Here is a 15,097-nt window from a genome sequence, read left to right on the forward strand (position 1 = left end):
AAAGAGCCTACCTCAACTAAGGATAGACTCAATTATTTTTATCTGAATAAGGGTTACCATCTTTTGGACTCTTTACTGAAACGTTAGCCAGTTCTTAAAGGACATGCTATAATATGAGTAAGAAAAAGGAAGTCCCGCTGATAACAGGACTTCCCATACAAGCCGCTTTAAAGGCGGTGGCCTAGATTACAAAACTACATTGTCGCCCTGTAACCGACCAAAGTTACGCAGGGCGGCTTTTTTATTTGTGGTTCTTGTCGATGTAGCTGAGTAGTGCGATTAAAAACGTGCCAAACAGCTACATCAATGAGAGTGTCTGGAAGACGCTCATTGGCTGTGAAACCTTCTTGAAGATTATTCCATGTTCCCATGGGCCTCACCTCGTAAGGGAAAAGACAGCCACCGCCCTTAAAACTTCTTGCTTAATCTTATTATACAGAGAAATTAAAAATCCACCAGTCATGAAAAATTTTAAGGAGATAAACCATGAACGAATCTGAACTATCAGAAATCTTGGAATCAGATCAACACGAAACTGAAACTTACGATTTTAAAGAACAATGGGAAAACACAAATAGTGAACTGCTGAAAGATATTCTAAGCTTTGCAAACACTGCTCATCATAATGACTGTTATTTGATATATGGCGTTAATGATAACAAAAAAGTAGTTGGAGTAGCCAATACAGATAAACATCGAAAAAATCAGCAACAAATCAGTGATTTTTTAGAATCTCTTGATTTTGCTAATGTTTCATTTCCAGAAGTGAACATAAACACACTAACAGACGATGGTAAAGAAGTCGACATTCTTACTATAAAAGATAGTGATCGTGTGCCCTTCTACCTACGGAGTGACTACACAAACCATGGTCCCTCGATACGACACGGCGAAATATTATTTAGAGATAAGGATTCAGACTTTGGAAAGCAGAAAGCTCCAACTTATGCAATTGTAGAAGGTTTATGGAAAAAGCACTTTCATCTTGATCTCACTGCTGGAGAGCGATTTTATTTCATTTTAGATGACATTTGTAATTGGTCATGGCATGATGGTGAACCAGAAAAGTTTGTTTATGATATAGATCCAAATTTTTGCATTGAAATAGAAGAAAAGGAAACCCCAAAAACTTATAGACAAGTTGAAAGCTTTAGCGCAGATTTACCCAATCCCCAAATATACTTGTCTTCTGTTTCATTGAAATATAACCAACAAGATGTAATGGACCCTTTAACAGGAATGTCTTTAGATGGTGGCAGGGGATTTGCAGTTTATCCTGAATCGTCTCAAATAAATGGAGTTTATTATTATTACTATTTCATGAACAGCATTAAAGAAAAAATTGGTAAACTCGTTAACAATCAAAAGAAACCTATTACAGATCAAGGTACTGTTGATCAATATCTTAGTTCTATGGTGCTATATAGAAACGATGAGCAAAGGAAACTTACAGAATTGGAAATAGAAAGTTCAGAAACTGACTTTACTGAAACAGATGAAGAAATAAAAAATTTAAGAGGACGTTTGGTAAGTACATTCGCAAAAGAAGATGTGAAAAAATTCAATTTACCGCATATGATCAAACAGATAAATTTAATCAGATATATAGATGATAAATTAAGCAAATAAGCATTACTTGGAGTTCAAAAATGTCCATTAGTGTATACCCTAGTGGACATTATTCACCTTCATGGTAATCTAGATATTATAGATATCTACTAGATTTATCCAAAATGGAGTATTTTAAACGATCTTAATTACGGTATAATAAATGCAAAGAAAATTTGCTTATTACTAGCAAACACCTCAAATTATTTTGAGATAATACTGTTACTAATAACATCAAATCATCAATTTTTTTCTATACAGGTTAGTAGAGAATGTTGATAAATATTGGGTCTAAAGTCGATACTGATTTAGTAAACAATAAAGAGTAAAGAGAGAAGAAGAAAAAAATGGATAATATTGAAATGTGGTTAAGTATTGTTGCTTCAATTTTAGGTATTGTAGCGACAATTGTTGGATTTTTTAATCATAAGGATTTGGTCAAAATGCATAATTATTTTGGTATAGGCTCAGAAAACACGCAAAATATAAAACATGGTAATGAAAATGTTCAGCAAGCTGGCATTAGAAATCAGAATAATAAGGAGAGTAAAAGTGGCAGGTGAAAAACAAGCAATTAGGGGAAATGAAAATGTACAACAAACGGGAAATAATAATTTTAATAATTCATCTATCACCTTTGATATGAGTCAAGACCGGTTGACTCCAAGTGATGCTACAAAACTTTTAAAACTAACCCAAAAGCTAGAAAAGGGTAGCTTACACTATTCTAAGGCATTGCCTGCAGATTTTCAGGATAAGTTAGACTTTAACAAAGTTATTCGATATAAGTCAATTTATATGGGAGCCACAAATTCTGAGCAGATGAATATCATTGAAGAATCAGTTCAAGATATGGTTGATAGTCAACCATTAATTATGAGGTTGGCAAAATTGTTTGCAGATGTTTTGTTGATCAAGGATGGAAAAATTGTCCCAGGAAACGGTGATTCACAGTTAAAAATTGTTGAACAAAAACTGAACGATTCAATCTTGAATGATTCAGAATTTTGGAAACTTGGTATTTCTATTGAGGTTGTCGACCAATTCGTGATAGGTCTAGTTAGCTATGGCATACTGATTTGCAAAATTTTATTAAACCCTAATGAGGTTGGTGATTAGATGTTACTTTTAGATCAGAATAAGCAGCCCCAGAATACGGTGCTTTATTTGGCCGCAACCGTCTCTGGGTTACTTTTAAGACAAGACGGACTTGATTTCGCTGCCTTGCTCAAGCAGGTAGAAAAAGTAGTGAGTCACAAAATCAATCCGACGTTCTTAAGCCTTGCACTAAATTTTTTGTTCTTGATAGATAAATTACAACTGGATGAGAGAGGTGGCTTGCATGTTTCTAAGTCAGCTTAAGTTGATCAATGAAGATGGTGTTGTCCTAACAAATGTTGATTTTCATGAAGGTGTAAACTTTGTAGTGGATGCTGAAACTTCCTCACATCATAATAAGGTTGGTAAGACAACATTTTTAAAGTTAATAGATATTGCAATGGGCGCAAAGGATCGCAATGGTATCTATGTAGATGCAGGTACGAATAGTACAAATACGTACTTGGAACAGTATATTAAAACTAATCGTACTACCTTATGTGTAATATTACTTGATAAATTTAAAAAACCATCCATAAAACATAAACTACAAATTGAGTTATATAAGGGTGGACGTTATAAAATTGATGGAAAGAGGGTTAGTCAAGTTGCATATCGGCATCAATTAAAAAAAATTATATTTAATTTGGAAGGCAAAAATCCAACCTTTAGAGAGCTTATTAAATCATTCGTGCGTATCTCTATGACAGGCGATACAGATGCCTTCTTGCATAATCTACCACGTTCAGGAACAGCGACGTTTAGAGCAGTATATAATTTTTTGTTTGATATATCTGATCCAGATATTGATCAGCAACGTGGAGATTTAGCTAAAGAGTTACGTAGTTTGAATGAAGGAGAAAAGCAATTTAAACACTTGCAAAATATAGAAGATGTTAACCAGGTTACTCAAATCATTTCAACGCTCACAAATGAGCGAGATCGCATCCAGAAAGCGCTTAACGATATTGTGAGTCTCAAGGAATTCGAAGCTCATCGGGAACAGTGGATGAAAGCAAGAGTGCAATATCAGGAGCTTACTAAAGAACTAAGCGATCTTGACTACCAACTTGAACGTAACCAAGCTATGCAAAATCAGGTTAGGTCAGACGCACATAATGACGTGGATCATGATCTGACAGCCAAATTTTTTGCCGAGGTTCAAAAACTGCTTCCAAGCATTGATAAAAGTTATGCTGACTTAGTCAAATTCAATCAGCAGTTGTATTCAAATAAGTTGTCATATTTAAAGACTATTCGCCAGAACATTTTTGCTGAGAAAAAAATTATTCAACATCAACGTAGTGCAATTACACAAGATAATGACGTGTTATTGACTTTAGTTTCAAGTAATAAATTAGATGAATATAATAGGTTGAGCAAGAATCTTGCAAGTCGTAATTCTGATATTTCTAGGCAAAAACAATTATTGGATCAGTTGAACAAATATAGAGATGAAAAAGATAACCTTGAGGAACAAATAGCCTCCTTAAAGGATAATACTGCAAGTGATACTACCGAAATTTATAGTAGTAAGATGGCTAAATTTAATCGATATTTTACTGATTTTGCATTTCAAATTAATGAAGAACGTCCAATGTTGACGTATGTTCCTGACGTCAATAAGTTTCCTTTAAGCATAACTGATTTAAGCGGAACCAGTACTGGAACACGGAAGTCGTTAATTGCTGCTTTTGATTTAGCATATCAATATTTTGCTGCAGATGAAGAGAAGGCAATCCCCAAATTTGTAGTTCACGATTTAATTGAGACTGTTGAAGGAAGTAATGTAAAAAACACTGTAAAGATTGCTAATGCAAGCCACCTACAATATATTGTAGCTGTTCTAAAAGAAAAACTGGATTCTTCAGGATTCACAGAAGATGAACAATCTAGGTATCGTGTGATTCAGCTTTCGACGGGACATCGGTTATTTGATGAATAGATATCAACGACATGTAGATTAGTATCTGTTAATTTGACCAGTTTTAGGATAGAATTATTATCTAGGGACACTATGTTTTCCTCACTTTCGATTATGTTGTGGTGATTTAATCGTACCACGTGAGGACATACTTTTATGGTAAAGTAAGACACTAAAAAACTGGCATTGGCGTGACCACCAATACCAGAAAATTTACAGTCAAATCATTGCTAATCTTAATATTTAATCGTGTTTCAAAAGCAATTTGACTGTGTACTAATTGAAATATTCAGATATAGCGAAGCAGGCCATAACTCAACAGTTGCGTCGCTTTTTGTGCTGTAATTAGGGTAAATAAAAAAGAGGTTCAATGGCCTTTCTGGTAATTTGTTACCAATTAGTTTTTATCTCTTTGATAATTCTAGTAACATTTTGGTAAGCACGTAACAACAGACCGGCTATAACTGTGTAAAAGAGAGCAATTAAGCTCTCTTAGTTTATTTATTTGCTATCCGTTCCTTTAACAATTGCGTCACCATTACTATTTACACTCGCTGTCCCAGCAGCTTCTTTTGTATTATTTTCTACTGCCGTTCAGTATTTACAACTGCGACAATAGCTATCCAATTACCGCTAAACTTAATCTGAAAAGCTGCTAAGAGTTGTTGGATTAAAACAATTAACAATGAAGCTACACTAATAATAATTTTCCCATTTCCATTTAGTGAGCCATTTGGTTCTATAAACTTACTTTTTAAATTCTTCAATGTATGACTCTTTTCTTTAATCTAACCATTTGTGGAATTGTGCAGCAAATAGCTAATTTTAAGCAAACAAATATCGAACATATGTTTGATGATTTTGAAAACTGGTTTTATACTGAATTCATTCTTAAATGAAAGGAAGTTTTTTGAATGGATCAAATGGTGTTAGGAACACAACAGTGGTTAAACAAAACATATGGAGATGTTAGTGGGTTTCAAAAAGCTCCAGAAAATGGGCAAACAGGTTGGGCGACAATCTATAGTTTGCGTGAAGCTTTGCAGTCTGAACTGAAACTGACTGAGCTAGGGGAAGGATTTGGCGATCAAACTAAAGATGCTCTAGCAAAAGTAATTAATACTATTAAGGAAGATTCTTCAAGTAAGATCGTTAAACTGATTAAAGGGGCTTTTTGGTGCAAAGGGATTAGTCCGAATAGTTTTACGGAAAGTTATGATGAAGATCTAGCAGCAGCAATTAAAACGCTACAGAGTGATGCAGGGTTGGATCCTGATGGTGTTTTAACGGTTAATCTAATGGCTGCCTTATTTGACATGAGTGCTTTTACCTTGCTAGAGAATGGTGACGCACGGATTCGTGAAATGCAACAGGCATTGAATCAGAAATATAGTAATGATTTAGGGATTCTGCCGTGCGATGGTGTTTATCAACGGGGAACCAATACAGCGTTGATTTATGCGTTGCAGCGAGTTGAGGGGATCGATGCAACTACAGCTAATGGAAACTATGGGGCAGAAACAATTGCCAGGACACCGACTGTTTCTGAAGGAACAACTGGTGAAATTGTTCAAATTATTCAGTATGGATTGTATGTCAATGATTTTTATACAGGAACTTTTAACGGTGAGTTTAATGCAGCTGTTAGTGATGCAATTATCGCTTTCAGAGAATTTATGCACTTAGAACCCTACACTAGCACAGCAGATTTAACAGTTATTAAAGGATTATTGACCAGTAATGGAAATACGGATCGTGATTCGACCGCCTTTGATACAGCCACACAATTAACATCGGCGGCAATAACCAAATTTAAAAATGCAGGTTTTGAAATTGTCGGTCGCTATCTTACTGGAACAGTTGGGACAGGCAGCAATGAACGTCCTAAGAATTTAACAGCCGATGAAATTACGGCGATTACGTCAGCTGGTCTGAGCATTTTTCCAATTTATGAAGATGGCGGTTATGAAGAAAAATATTTTACAAACAGTCAAGGAACAATAGATGGTGGCATTGCAACTGCTGCAGCACGTAAGTTAGGTTTCCCTGAAGGAACTACTATTTACTTTGCGGTTGATGTTGACATCCAAGATGGAGATATTGATGGAACGGTTACACCGTACTTGAAGAGTGTTCTTGCTGCAGTCGCAGATTCTGGTTACGAAGTTGGGGTTTATGGAACGCGTAATGTTTGTTTACATGCAAAAGAGCTGGGGGTTAAGTACAGTTTTGTCGCTAATATGTCTTATGGCTGGAGTGGTAACCTAGGTTTCAAGATGCCTTCAAACTGGAGCTTTGATCAGTTTACAGAATATACAGCAGGTTCAACTGGGATTGATATTGATCAAGATGCTGCTTCTGGGAAAGATAAAGGTGTATCCAAATTTGACAAAGTTACAGATGTGTCAGTAAGAGCTGCTTTGAAGTCATTGTGGCCGAATTGTGAATATGACCAAGAAGTCGAATTTACAATGTTTGATATTGGTTGGATGAAGTGCACTGGTAAAGTTACTACTTCATTCAAAAAAGCGGATGGTAGCACCGTTATTACCATTAAAAACGGTAAAGTTGATGAAGCTAGTATGAATGGTTTCCTAAATTCACTGGGTGCCTCAAACAATGTAGTCAATGATCTTATTATTGATAAATTTAATACACTCAGTTTCACTAGTGAAATTAAAAATGGACAACTTTCTGTTAAATCTACAACGGGCTCCGATGGTTCATACACATTTAAAGTTGCATGGACGGCATTTGAAACTGATGAAGGTGTGCTTAATGAAGCGTTGACTATTGCATTGGAAATCAAGATTAATTTACCTGATTTTCCGAGTTGGGGAACAGTAGCTGAGACTCTAAAGGAAGTAGCTGAAGTTGTTGCTTTTGCAGCAATTATCGTTGTTATTATCGTATTTCTTGCCGTATCTTCACCAGCGGATTTTGGCGTTGCAGCCGCAACCGCAGTAGTTGCATTGTTTGTTTCATTGGCTAAGGATTTCACATAGAAAAATATTAGTCTGATTTTATTGTAGTGACAAATTTTGACTGTAAAGGTAGAATTACCTTGCAGTCTTTTTTTGAGGGAAGAGGGGGTTAATTTTGGAATATGTCCAACTAGTGCTTATAGCTAGCATGCTTTTTTTTATAGTAATGGTTATATTACAATGCTTTAAAGTTGGTAAAATAACTAAAAAAATTCGTGCCTTTAGAACAAAATCAAAAATAGAATTAACACAGAGTCAAATAAAAAAACAGAATGTTTATATTAAGAAACATATGAGTAGTATCTACTCACTTGGATTGAACATAGTGATTTTTAGCATAGTTATTTTACTAGTGATGTCGGGATATGTTTTTCGAGCACTGATAGTTGAAAAAGTATATGGGGGTCCACTGTTTCTTATATTAGGTATGCTATTATTATTAGCAGTCATTTACGCATATTTCACACAAAAAATAATGATTGAAAGTCAAAAAGTTAAGAAACAGTATCTTAATGAGAATCCAGAAAATTCTTTGAAATTATTTATTTATCCAGATGAATTAATTATGCAATATAAGGATATGAGTAAACGTACAAGTTGTTTAATGATAATCATCGGTATTTTATCGTTTAGTATAGGTATATTAAATTAGTGAGTTGCACATAGTACACTAGTTTCCTAAATTCACTAGGTGCTTCGAACAATAGCATTAATGATATTATTATCGATAAATTTAATACACTCAATTTCACCAGTGAAATTAAAAATGGACAACTTACTGTTAAATCTACAACGGGCTCGGATGGTTCATACACATTTGAAGTTGCATGGATGGCATTTAAAACTAATGAAGGTGTTCTTGATGAAGCGCTGACTATTGCATTGGAAATCAAGATTAATTTACCTGATTTTCCAAGTTGGGGGATGTTTGCCGAAGCTTTGGAGAAGATTGGTAAAATTGCCTCATTTGCTGCCATAGCTGTTGTTCTTACAGTTCTAGTTGTAGGAACATTACCAGAAGATATTGTAAGCACAGTTGTAGCTGCAGTTGCAGCAGTTTTTAAAACTATAGTTACTGGTTAGTATAAACACAGAAAATTTAAATTTAAGTTAGTGACAACATCAGACTGTAGAGGTTAGAATTACGCTACAGTCTTTTTGTGAAAGGAAAGTTAAAAAATTGATATTTATTAGTTTGTTAATTGAGAGTATAACGATTATTTTTGCAGCGTTCAGTATAATACCATTACTTAAACTTAATAAAATAAATCGAAAGATTCGTATTTTTCGTATAAAAGAAAGGGCTAAGTTAACTGAGGATCAAATAAAAAAGCAACAAGCATATCTTAAGATTCATATGAGTAATTTTATTGTATCGTCTCTAAATATATTGATTGTTTGTATCATTATTTTTTTAGTGCTTCTTGGGTACAGTCTTCATAATCTTTTTGAAGAACCAGGAAATCAGACATTTATTTTGATAAGCCTACTAGCGCTAGTAGTTATTTTATATGCTCTTTTTGCACAGAAATCAGTAACAAAAGGACAAGCAATTAGGAAAAAGTATATTGCTAAGTACCCAGATAATCCTCTGAAATTTTTTATCTATCCAGATGATTTGCTTATCCAGTATAGCTATGTATTTAAGCGTGCAGGAATATTAGTCTTGATTATTGGTATTTTGGCTTTTATCGTGGGTGTAATTGGTTAAATGATTTCAGCTGTCATCTATACAATGTAAGTTGCATTCTATGAAGTGTGGTAATTGTTTATAACGGAATAGAGGACTTGGACCTTTTAAGCGTACTCTAATTGGATGTAAGCTGATTCCTGAGACAACTTTTAAGAGAGGGTATAATAAGTCAATCGTCTCTTAAAAGAAAGGAATTTTTACATGCCAACTCGTTACGACAAAGAATTCAAACAAAACATCATCAACCTATATAAACAAGGCGAATCAGCCGCCCAACTGGCCAGAGAATATGGCATTGGCTATTCAACCGTTCATAAGTGGATCCAGGGCCAAGCCAAAACTCAATCCGGTAAATCGCCAGACGAAATTAAAGCGATGGAAAAGCGGCTGGCTTCCCTGTCTGAGGAGAACGAAATCCTAAAAAAAGCCCTGGGCTTCCTTGCGCAGAAGTAACCAATATTTTTGATTACATTCACCAAGAAAGCCATAACCACCAGGTAACTAAGATGTGCCGAATCCTCGGTGTTTCCAGAGCTCAGTATTATCGTTATCGATCCCCAAAGCCTTCAAAACGCCGGACCGAAGATGAGGACTTAAAACAACGGATTCTGCGGATCTTTGCGGAATTCAAGCAGCGATACGGCGTTATGAAGATCCACCATGAATTGAATCTGGAACTTCAACCACTGCAGCGTCGGTGCAGCCCAAGACGGATTTCCCGGCTCATGAAGGAACTGGATATCCACTCCGTTACCGTCAATAAATGGAAAGCGGCTTCGGCTTCCAAAACCAAGGTTGAACAGCGTCCCAACTTGCTTAAGCAGGATTTCTCGACCACTGGTTTAAATCAAAAATGGACCGCTGATATGACCTATATTCAAACGAAGCGTAATGGCTGGTGTTACTTATCAACCATCATGGATCTGCACTCAAGACGAATTATCGGCTATTCATTCTCAAAAAAGATAGATACTGATTTAGTCTTAAAGACCCTGGAAAGCGCGGTTAAAAATCGAACCATTACTGGGGACCTGATTATCCACACAGACTTAGGATCACAGTACACCAGCGATGATTACAAACAACGGTTAACAGAACTACATATCCGCCACTCTTACAGCCGTAAGGGGTGTCCATACGATAATGCACCAATGGAATCTTTTCATGCTTCCCTCAAAAAGGAGTGTGTTTATCCAGTGCCGGTCTTTAAGAATTATGAAACTGCCGCTGCTGTCCTTTTTGAATATGTGCATGCTTTCTACAATAGGAAGAGAATTCATAGTTCACTGGGCTACCAGACCCCCTTACAAGTTGAAATCGCAACACTTACGAGCCAAATGGCCGCCTGATTTAATGCTTTCCATGGTTCAAATAAGTTATTAATCACGATTAATGATTTATTTGAGCTGTGGAAGGTAAACGCAGTTCTGAATGTCTCTTAAAACCTGTCTCAAATATTGACTTCAATCCAAATGGTCTTTTTTAATTTCGTATTATATTTGTGCTTATAGATGTTCATTAGAACTGTCCAAATAAAGGCATCAGATATTGTTTTACCAATATTTAAAAGAAAGAAGGAATGAATATGACAGTGCGTCCAAAATTTAGTAGAAATATTAGTAGCAAGACGTTTTCTAATTTTTATTGGTATAAAGAGGAGCTGCAAAATATTTGTAGCAAATATGGCTTACCAACATATGGTACTAAAGCGGAACTAACTAAATATATTATTGCTTTCTTAAATGGTGAAACGGCCACAGAAATAAAGCCTATCAGAAAATCGAGAAGGAAAGTAGCTTCAAAGTTGACAGCCGATAAAATTACATTAAACACTAAGTTACTTGGTTCTGGTTTTTCGCTTAATCAAGAAGCAAGAACATTTTTTGCTAATTATTTTGAGGTTGAACACTTTGCCTTTCGCAAAGTCATGGGAATAAAGATGAGAGAAGTTGAAAAAGATAGTGATATAAATGCTACTGTAGCCGACCTAGTTAAGGCTTTAAAATATCCTCAATTGATCTCTTTTGACAACGATGAGGAAAAAACATACCAATGGAATAGTTTTGTACGTGCTTTCAGAAATGATTCAATTTCCAAAAAGTACGACAAACCGATGAAAGCAGCAGCAATTATTTGGAAAATAATTAAAGATTCAGATCAACCTAAAGTTTATACAAGAAAATTAGTCATTGAAAATGCTGAATTAATAAAAAATTTTCTTAAATAAGTTAAACAGCGGTAAAGAATAAAATTTTAAGGCCGAGTGGAAAAATGGAAAAAATTTGTTATGCTCGGGCAGCTCCAAAGCTCAGCACCTAAATCGGCAGTTAAATGGTTTAAAGAGTATTGATAACCGTTCACCGACAAGTTAAGCGGAGCAAATACGGATCGACCAGAGATACAAAAAATGCTGAGTTATATTTGTGAGGGCGATGTTGGTATAGTCACTGAATTGGATTGCTTAAGCAGAAACAATCATGACTTAACACGGATCATGAACATGATACAAAAGAAAGATGCCAATACCAGCAGTTTGTAATAATAGTTTTGGGATTTTTGAAATCGTTTTCAAACAATTCTAGCCGTTTAACACATATTTATGCTAAGATAGATTTAAAACTGTTCAAGCAAGAAATAGTCCGTAAAATCAAGTGCTTAATTGAAGGGAAAATTAAAAATTATGTACAAAGCCCAAAATAGATCACTTGTTCCGCGCTAATTATCGGGGCTGCTAATGATCAAGTTCTTGGTGTTGATGAGGCACGTCAATTAGCGAAGATAATTTCGAATGCAAAATACTTTGAATATCCGAATTTGGGGCATGCAGCTTACCTTGAAGCCAAAGATTTTAACAGTATAGCCTTAGAATTTTTAGAAAAAAATAAGTACTTAACATACCTTTTGTGCTAGTTAACCTAAATTCTGCTAATTCAATAGATTATTGGTCATTTAAGCAAGCTAGATCAAAATAAGATTGCTGTAATTAAAAATGTCATCACAATTTATATCAAAAATATTCATTGAAAGGCAGACGAATAATTTTTATGGAGGAAAAATATAATATTTTAAAAAACGGTTTTGAGAAAAAAGCAGATAGTGAAAAAGCGATTTCCATGTCAAAATATATGCGCAATCAATTTGATTTTTTTGGCGAGTTTTTGGTGGGTATATGCTTTCAGGTCTAAATCTAAGTATCATATTATTAATAATTAATGAACGCGGTGTAGGACAGACTGCGCCACCAGAAATTAGTTGGATAAATACATACTTTTGCTTAAATGCTCTCATTTTTTTCCCAATAGCTTATTTAATCCTAGTGAACTATCGCTCAAAAAAAATACATAATAAAGAGGTAAGTAACATTCAGAAAGCCTATGAAATTAATGGTGAATCATTCGCTACCTCGAACTTTATACCGGCTTACCTCTACCACGGTACGGTTGGAGGTTCAACGGCAGCCATTTTTAAGCTGATTTCAGCTAAAATTGTTCCAAATATTTTAAAAATAATTTCTTCAAAAATTGTTTTATAGCAATAATCGAAACGCCACTAGCCACGGTTTTCGAAACATCAATTTGCTGTGGATTACTTTTATCAGATTTTTTAGATCTTGAAATGTATAATCATTTCAGATACAAGATAACAAAAGCAGCTATATTCTCTTCGTTATTTTTTGGTGTTTTTCACATTATTAATCTGTTTGGTGATTATCTACAGAATGTATTTAAGTAAATTTTTTTGTTATGTTAAGAGAAAAAAGTATTCATTAGAAAATGAGTTAAGTCGATTAAATACTTCATATTCTTTTAAAATTGCTAGAATTGCTGACTTTACAGTAAGTCAGTTAGTAGAAGTGGAAAACATTGGTAAAGGCTATGATTTTACAAATATAGGCTCAGGTGGTCAGAAAAAAGATTATTTAGAGAAGCAACAAAATAAAATGTTGGGTAAGTTGAATAGTTGGAACAAAAATGTTAAAGATTGCTATAAGTTAAAAAGGGACTAAAAAACACCAGGATAATTAAATCCCAGTGCTTAGTAATTCTACTTTTTGTTAGTTCTCAAGACTAGATAAATAATAACTGGCTTGATTACTAATTCAGTAGTTAGGCTTAGAGTAAATACCAAGAGTTTCACCCCTTAGCGTACAGTTTATTTAAAGGTAATCAGCCTTGTACTGTAGCCATTAACCAGTATATCAGGTACTGGACAGTGTTAATGGAGCATGGTATTATGCAAATAGGCTTATAAAGTAATATCAAGGGTTAAACACCTTATAAAGTGGACTTAATCACTCCACACACTCATGGACTCTCAGACTTAACTCTCTGAGGGCCTATTTGTTTACAAAAAAATAAGTTTACCTAATTAATTAAGAATAGGCCTAAAAAATTTTGGCTCTTTGTCAAACATCCTAAAGTAAGAGAGTGTGACATAAGTCGGGAAAATTTGAGTACTAACTCGAAATTACGAACATAGCGAGTACTTTGCTATGAGTAATTCGAAGTTAGACAGAAAATTTTGACTTATGGAACACGTTTATCCGGAATAAAAGAGGGGCTGTGACAAAATTTTACTTTTGTCACAGCCCCATAGAAATATTTTGGGATGCTCTTAAGAGAGCTTTAGTAATGGTACTATTAATATAATAGAGTTTTTACCATACAGTAATAAGGGGAATTTTTATGAAAAAACAGGATTTACTCTGGGAAAAGATGAACAAATTAATCGAAAATAGCAACATACCTGAATCGGAACGAGTACTTTTTGTAAAAGCACGCGAAGAGTTAGACAAAGGAACAATCGATCAGACTGTGGCAGCACATTTAAAAAGTAAGTTATCTTTTCTGTCGTTTAAAAAACCGCTTAGTAAGGAAACTGTGGCTTTTTTCAAGGAATTGTCCCGCCTTTATCTTGGATTCGGCAGAAGAGATAACATCAGCTTTTAACAATACTTATTGTAGTTTAATTATTAACTATTTTAACCATCAAAATGAAAACTTATCGTCTGGAGTAAGGCAGAGCAAGGGAAGGGATAACCAGCAATAATGTATCTTTTTTAGCTGTTAAAAAAAGTGCAAATGTTTTTTCGCAAGGGTAGTTTCACGATGAGCGCCAAAAACTTTTTAATAGTTAACATAGATGGTGCAGAACAGGGAAAATGTTACACTAGATGATAGCTGGAAATAAAAATTAAGGTGGTGTTGAGAGTATGGGCATTTTTTCAAAAAAGAACAAATCAAAGAAAACAACTACAGCGGATGAACTATTCATTGATGTACAAAAAGCATTAGCTGGGTCACCGACTAGTGAAGAAATTCCAATCTTACAAGAAGCTGCACAGGCATTAAAAAAGAAAAGGTATTTACCAAGGATTACTGATGACTTACGTGCTGCTTTGACGCCCTTAGCAATAAAATCGGCTTTATCCTCAGATGTTAAGATAATCTATCTAAAAATCGTTGCTGAAAAATATCGTACTAGCAGTACAGGTGCAGGAATTGGCTTGACATTCGGTGGAATGCATCAATAAGTAAAAGATCACACCTAGTATTGGCAGGTGTGATCTTTTACTTATTAGCTAAATTGATATTGTTAAATCTATCTATATTCTTCTTTTCAGCCCTACGCAAAACTATAGCATTTTGCAAATTTAAAGAATACATATATAACATTCCGGGTTTGCATAACCTATCTTATAGACACTTGACCCCAATCACAAACTTACTTCCGTTTACATATGTCAACGCCGATGTGAAAATGTAGTTTTTTGCCGATTAAAAAATGCTG

Annotated in this window: 19 protein-coding genes and 1 pseudogene; 18 read left to right on the top strand and 2 right to left on the bottom strand. The window is 34.7% G+C overall.

The genetic code is table 11. The annotated features are described in order from the left end of the window. Positions 1 to 241: 241 nt before the first annotated feature. Positions 242 to 298 carry a putative holin-like toxin gene (locus tag AB3Y88_RS07250; protein WP_367293441.1) on the bottom strand — a complete coding sequence of 19 codons (57 nt, stop codon included), beginning with the start codon at positions 296 to 298 and terminating at the stop codon, positions 242 to 244. Positions 299 to 486: 188 nt separating this feature from the next. Here AB3Y88_RS07250 and AB3Y88_RS07255 point away from each other — a divergent pair, with 188 nt between their 5' ends. The 5 genes from AB3Y88_RS07255 to AB3Y88_RS07275 all read left to right on the top strand — a co-directional run bounded on the left by AB3Y88_RS07255 (position 487) and on the right by AB3Y88_RS07275 (position 4,651). Then, a complete protein-coding gene (locus AB3Y88_RS07255; RefSeq protein WP_261909659.1) occupies positions 487 to 1,629 on the top strand; it encodes a helix-turn-helix domain-containing protein in 1,143 nt (380 codons plus the stop codon). A gap of 326 nt (positions 1,630 to 1,955) precedes the next feature. After that, the gene (locus AB3Y88_RS07260) at positions 1,956 to 2,171 is read left to right on the top strand and encodes a hypothetical protein (RefSeq protein ID WP_261909658.1); all 216 of its coding nucleotides are present in this window, start codon (positions 1,956 to 1,958) and stop codon (positions 2,169 to 2,171) included. Continuing rightward, positions 2,161 to 2,727, top strand: a complete 567-nt coding sequence (locus AB3Y88_RS07265; RefSeq protein WP_261909657.1) for a hypothetical protein — start codon at positions 2,161 to 2,163, stop codon at positions 2,725 to 2,727. The genes AB3Y88_RS07260 and AB3Y88_RS07265 overlap by 11 nt, the downstream gene beginning before the upstream one ends. Beyond that, positions 2,728 to 2,970, top strand: a complete 243-nt coding sequence (locus AB3Y88_RS07270) for an ABC-three component system middle component 6 (RefSeq protein WP_261909656.1) — start codon at positions 2,728 to 2,730, stop codon at positions 2,968 to 2,970. Further along, positions 2,951 to 4,651 (top strand): DUF2326 domain-containing protein, encoded by a 1,701-nt coding sequence (locus AB3Y88_RS07275; RefSeq protein ID WP_261909655.1) that lies wholly within the window; start codon positions 2,951 to 2,953, stop codon positions 4,649 to 4,651. Before AB3Y88_RS07270 ends, AB3Y88_RS07275 begins: the two co-directional genes overlap by 20 nt. Before the next feature lie 563 nt (positions 4,652 to 5,214). Here the strand turns inward: AB3Y88_RS07275 and AB3Y88_RS07280 are convergent. Beyond that, entirely contained in the window at positions 5,215 to 5,397 is a 183-nt protein-coding gene (locus tag AB3Y88_RS07280) for a hypothetical protein (RefSeq protein WP_261909669.1), read from the bottom strand. A 147-nt stretch (positions 5,398 to 5,544) separates the two neighbouring features. Here AB3Y88_RS07280 and AB3Y88_RS07285 point away from each other — a divergent pair, with 147 nt between their 5' ends. The 13 genes and pseudogenes from AB3Y88_RS07285 to AB3Y88_RS07345 all read left to right on the top strand — a co-directional run bounded on the left by AB3Y88_RS07285 (position 5,545) and on the right by AB3Y88_RS07345 (position 14,840). Then, the gene (locus tag AB3Y88_RS07285) at positions 5,545 to 7,635 is read left to right on the top strand and encodes a glycoside hydrolase domain-containing protein (protein ID WP_261909654.1); all 2,091 of its coding nucleotides are present in this window, start codon (positions 5,545 to 5,547) and stop codon (positions 7,633 to 7,635) included. A gap of 94 nt (positions 7,636 to 7,729) precedes the next feature. Then, positions 7,730 to 8,266, top strand: coding sequence for a hypothetical protein (locus AB3Y88_RS07290; RefSeq protein ID WP_367293415.1), 537 nt, complete (start codon positions 7,730 to 7,732; stop codon positions 8,264 to 8,266). Between the two features lie 179 nt (positions 8,267 to 8,445). Beyond that, positions 8,446 to 8,697, top strand: coding sequence for a hypothetical protein (locus AB3Y88_RS07295; protein ID WP_367293416.1), 252 nt, complete (start codon positions 8,446 to 8,448; stop codon positions 8,695 to 8,697). Between the two features lie 97 nt (positions 8,698 to 8,794). Further along, positions 8,795 to 9,325, top strand: coding sequence for a hypothetical protein (locus AB3Y88_RS07300; RefSeq protein ID WP_367293417.1), 531 nt, complete (start codon positions 8,795 to 8,797; stop codon positions 9,323 to 9,325). Between the two features lie 183 nt (positions 9,326 to 9,508). Further along, positions 9,509 to 9,760 (top strand): IS3 family transposase, encoded by a 252-nt coding sequence (locus AB3Y88_RS07305; protein ID WP_002816285.1) that lies wholly within the window; start codon positions 9,509 to 9,511, stop codon positions 9,758 to 9,760. Between the two features lie 17 nt (positions 9,761 to 9,777). Further along, positions 9,778 to 10,656: an IS3 family transposase gene (locus tag AB3Y88_RS07310; protein WP_367293437.1), complete on the top strand. Its 879-nt coding sequence runs from the start codon at positions 9,778 to 9,780 to the stop codon at positions 10,654 to 10,656. Between the two features lie 236 nt (positions 10,657 to 10,892). After that, positions 10,893 to 11,534, top strand: a complete 642-nt coding sequence (locus AB3Y88_RS07315; protein WP_054757808.1) for an SAP domain-containing protein — start codon at positions 10,893 to 10,895, stop codon at positions 11,532 to 11,534. A 44-nt stretch (positions 11,535 to 11,578) separates the two neighbouring features. Beyond that, a pseudogene (locus AB3Y88_RS07320) lies at positions 11,579 to 11,816 on the top strand (recombinase family protein); the annotation flags it as partial. Between the two features lie 535 nt (positions 11,817 to 12,351). Continuing rightward, positions 12,352 to 12,492, top strand: coding sequence for a hypothetical protein (locus AB3Y88_RS07325; RefSeq protein ID WP_162256070.1), 141 nt, complete (start codon positions 12,352 to 12,354; stop codon positions 12,490 to 12,492). Further along, a complete protein-coding gene (locus tag AB3Y88_RS07330; protein ID WP_228888410.1) occupies positions 12,477 to 12,839 on the top strand; it encodes a hypothetical protein in 363 nt (120 codons plus the stop codon). The genes AB3Y88_RS07325 and AB3Y88_RS07330 overlap by 16 nt, the downstream gene beginning before the upstream one ends. A 186-nt stretch (positions 12,840 to 13,025) precedes the next feature. Beyond that, positions 13,026 to 13,313 carry a hypothetical protein gene (locus tag AB3Y88_RS07335; RefSeq protein WP_054757807.1) on the top strand — a complete coding sequence of 96 codons (288 nt, stop codon included), beginning with the start codon at positions 13,026 to 13,028 and terminating at the stop codon, positions 13,311 to 13,313. A 679-nt stretch (positions 13,314 to 13,992) separates the two neighbouring features. Beyond that, positions 13,993 to 14,256 (top strand): bacteriocin immunity protein, encoded by a 264-nt coding sequence (locus tag AB3Y88_RS07340; protein WP_228888413.1) that lies wholly within the window; start codon positions 13,993 to 13,995, stop codon positions 14,254 to 14,256. A 263-nt stretch (positions 14,257 to 14,519) separates the two neighbouring features. Continuing rightward, entirely contained in the window at positions 14,520 to 14,840 is a 321-nt protein-coding gene (locus tag AB3Y88_RS07345) for a lactococcin immunity protein (protein ID WP_228888416.1), read from the top strand. Positions 14,841 to 15,097 lie beyond the last annotated feature (257 nt).

Source organism: Liquorilactobacillus satsumensis (assembly GCF_964065465.1).
Lineage (GTDB): Bacteria > Bacillota > Bacilli > Lactobacillales > Lactobacillaceae > Liquorilactobacillus > Liquorilactobacillus satsumensis.

Excerpts from the sequence above, each read along its gene's own strand:
- AB3Y88_RS07255 (WP_261909659.1), top strand. The coding sequence starts at position 487 with ATGAACGAATCTGAACTATCAGAAATCTTGGAATCAGATCAACACGAA.
- AB3Y88_RS07335 (WP_054757807.1), top strand. The coding sequence starts at position 13,026 with ATGTATTTAAGTAAATTTTTTTGTTATGTTAAGAGAAAAAAGTATTCA.
- AB3Y88_RS07285 (WP_261909654.1), top strand. The coding sequence starts at position 5,545 with ATGGATCAAATGGTGTTAGGAACACAACAGTGGTTAAACAAAACATAT.
- AB3Y88_RS07340 (WP_228888413.1), top strand. The coding sequence starts at position 13,993 with ATGAAAAAACAGGATTTACTCTGGGAAAAGATGAACAAATTAATCGAA.
- AB3Y88_RS07305 (WP_002816285.1), top strand. The coding sequence starts at position 9,509 with ATGCCAACTCGTTACGACAAAGAATTCAAACAAAACATCATCAACCTA.
- AB3Y88_RS07295 (WP_367293416.1), top strand. The coding sequence starts at position 8,446 with ATGGCATTTAAAACTAATGAAGGTGTTCTTGATGAAGCGCTGACTATT.
- AB3Y88_RS07325 (WP_162256070.1), top strand. The coding sequence starts at position 12,352 with ATGGAGGAAAAATATAATATTTTAAAAAACGGTTTTGAGAAAAAAGCA.
- AB3Y88_RS07315 (WP_054757808.1), top strand. The coding sequence starts at position 10,893 with ATGACAGTGCGTCCAAAATTTAGTAGAAATATTAGTAGCAAGACGTTT.
- AB3Y88_RS07260 (WP_261909658.1), top strand. The coding sequence starts at position 1,956 with ATGGATAATATTGAAATGTGGTTAAGTATTGTTGCTTCAATTTTAGGT.
- AB3Y88_RS07270 (WP_261909656.1), top strand. The coding sequence starts at position 2,728 with ATGTTACTTTTAGATCAGAATAAGCAGCCCCAGAATACGGTGCTTTAT.
- AB3Y88_RS07345 (WP_228888416.1), top strand. The coding sequence starts at position 14,520 with ATGGGCATTTTTTCAAAAAAGAACAAATCAAAGAAAACAACTACAGCG.
- AB3Y88_RS07275 (WP_261909655.1), top strand. The coding sequence starts at position 2,951 with ATGTTTCTAAGTCAGCTTAAGTTGATCAATGAAGATGGTGTTGTCCTA.
- AB3Y88_RS07330 (WP_228888410.1), top strand. The coding sequence starts at position 12,477 with ATGCTTTCAGGTCTAAATCTAAGTATCATATTATTAATAATTAATGAA.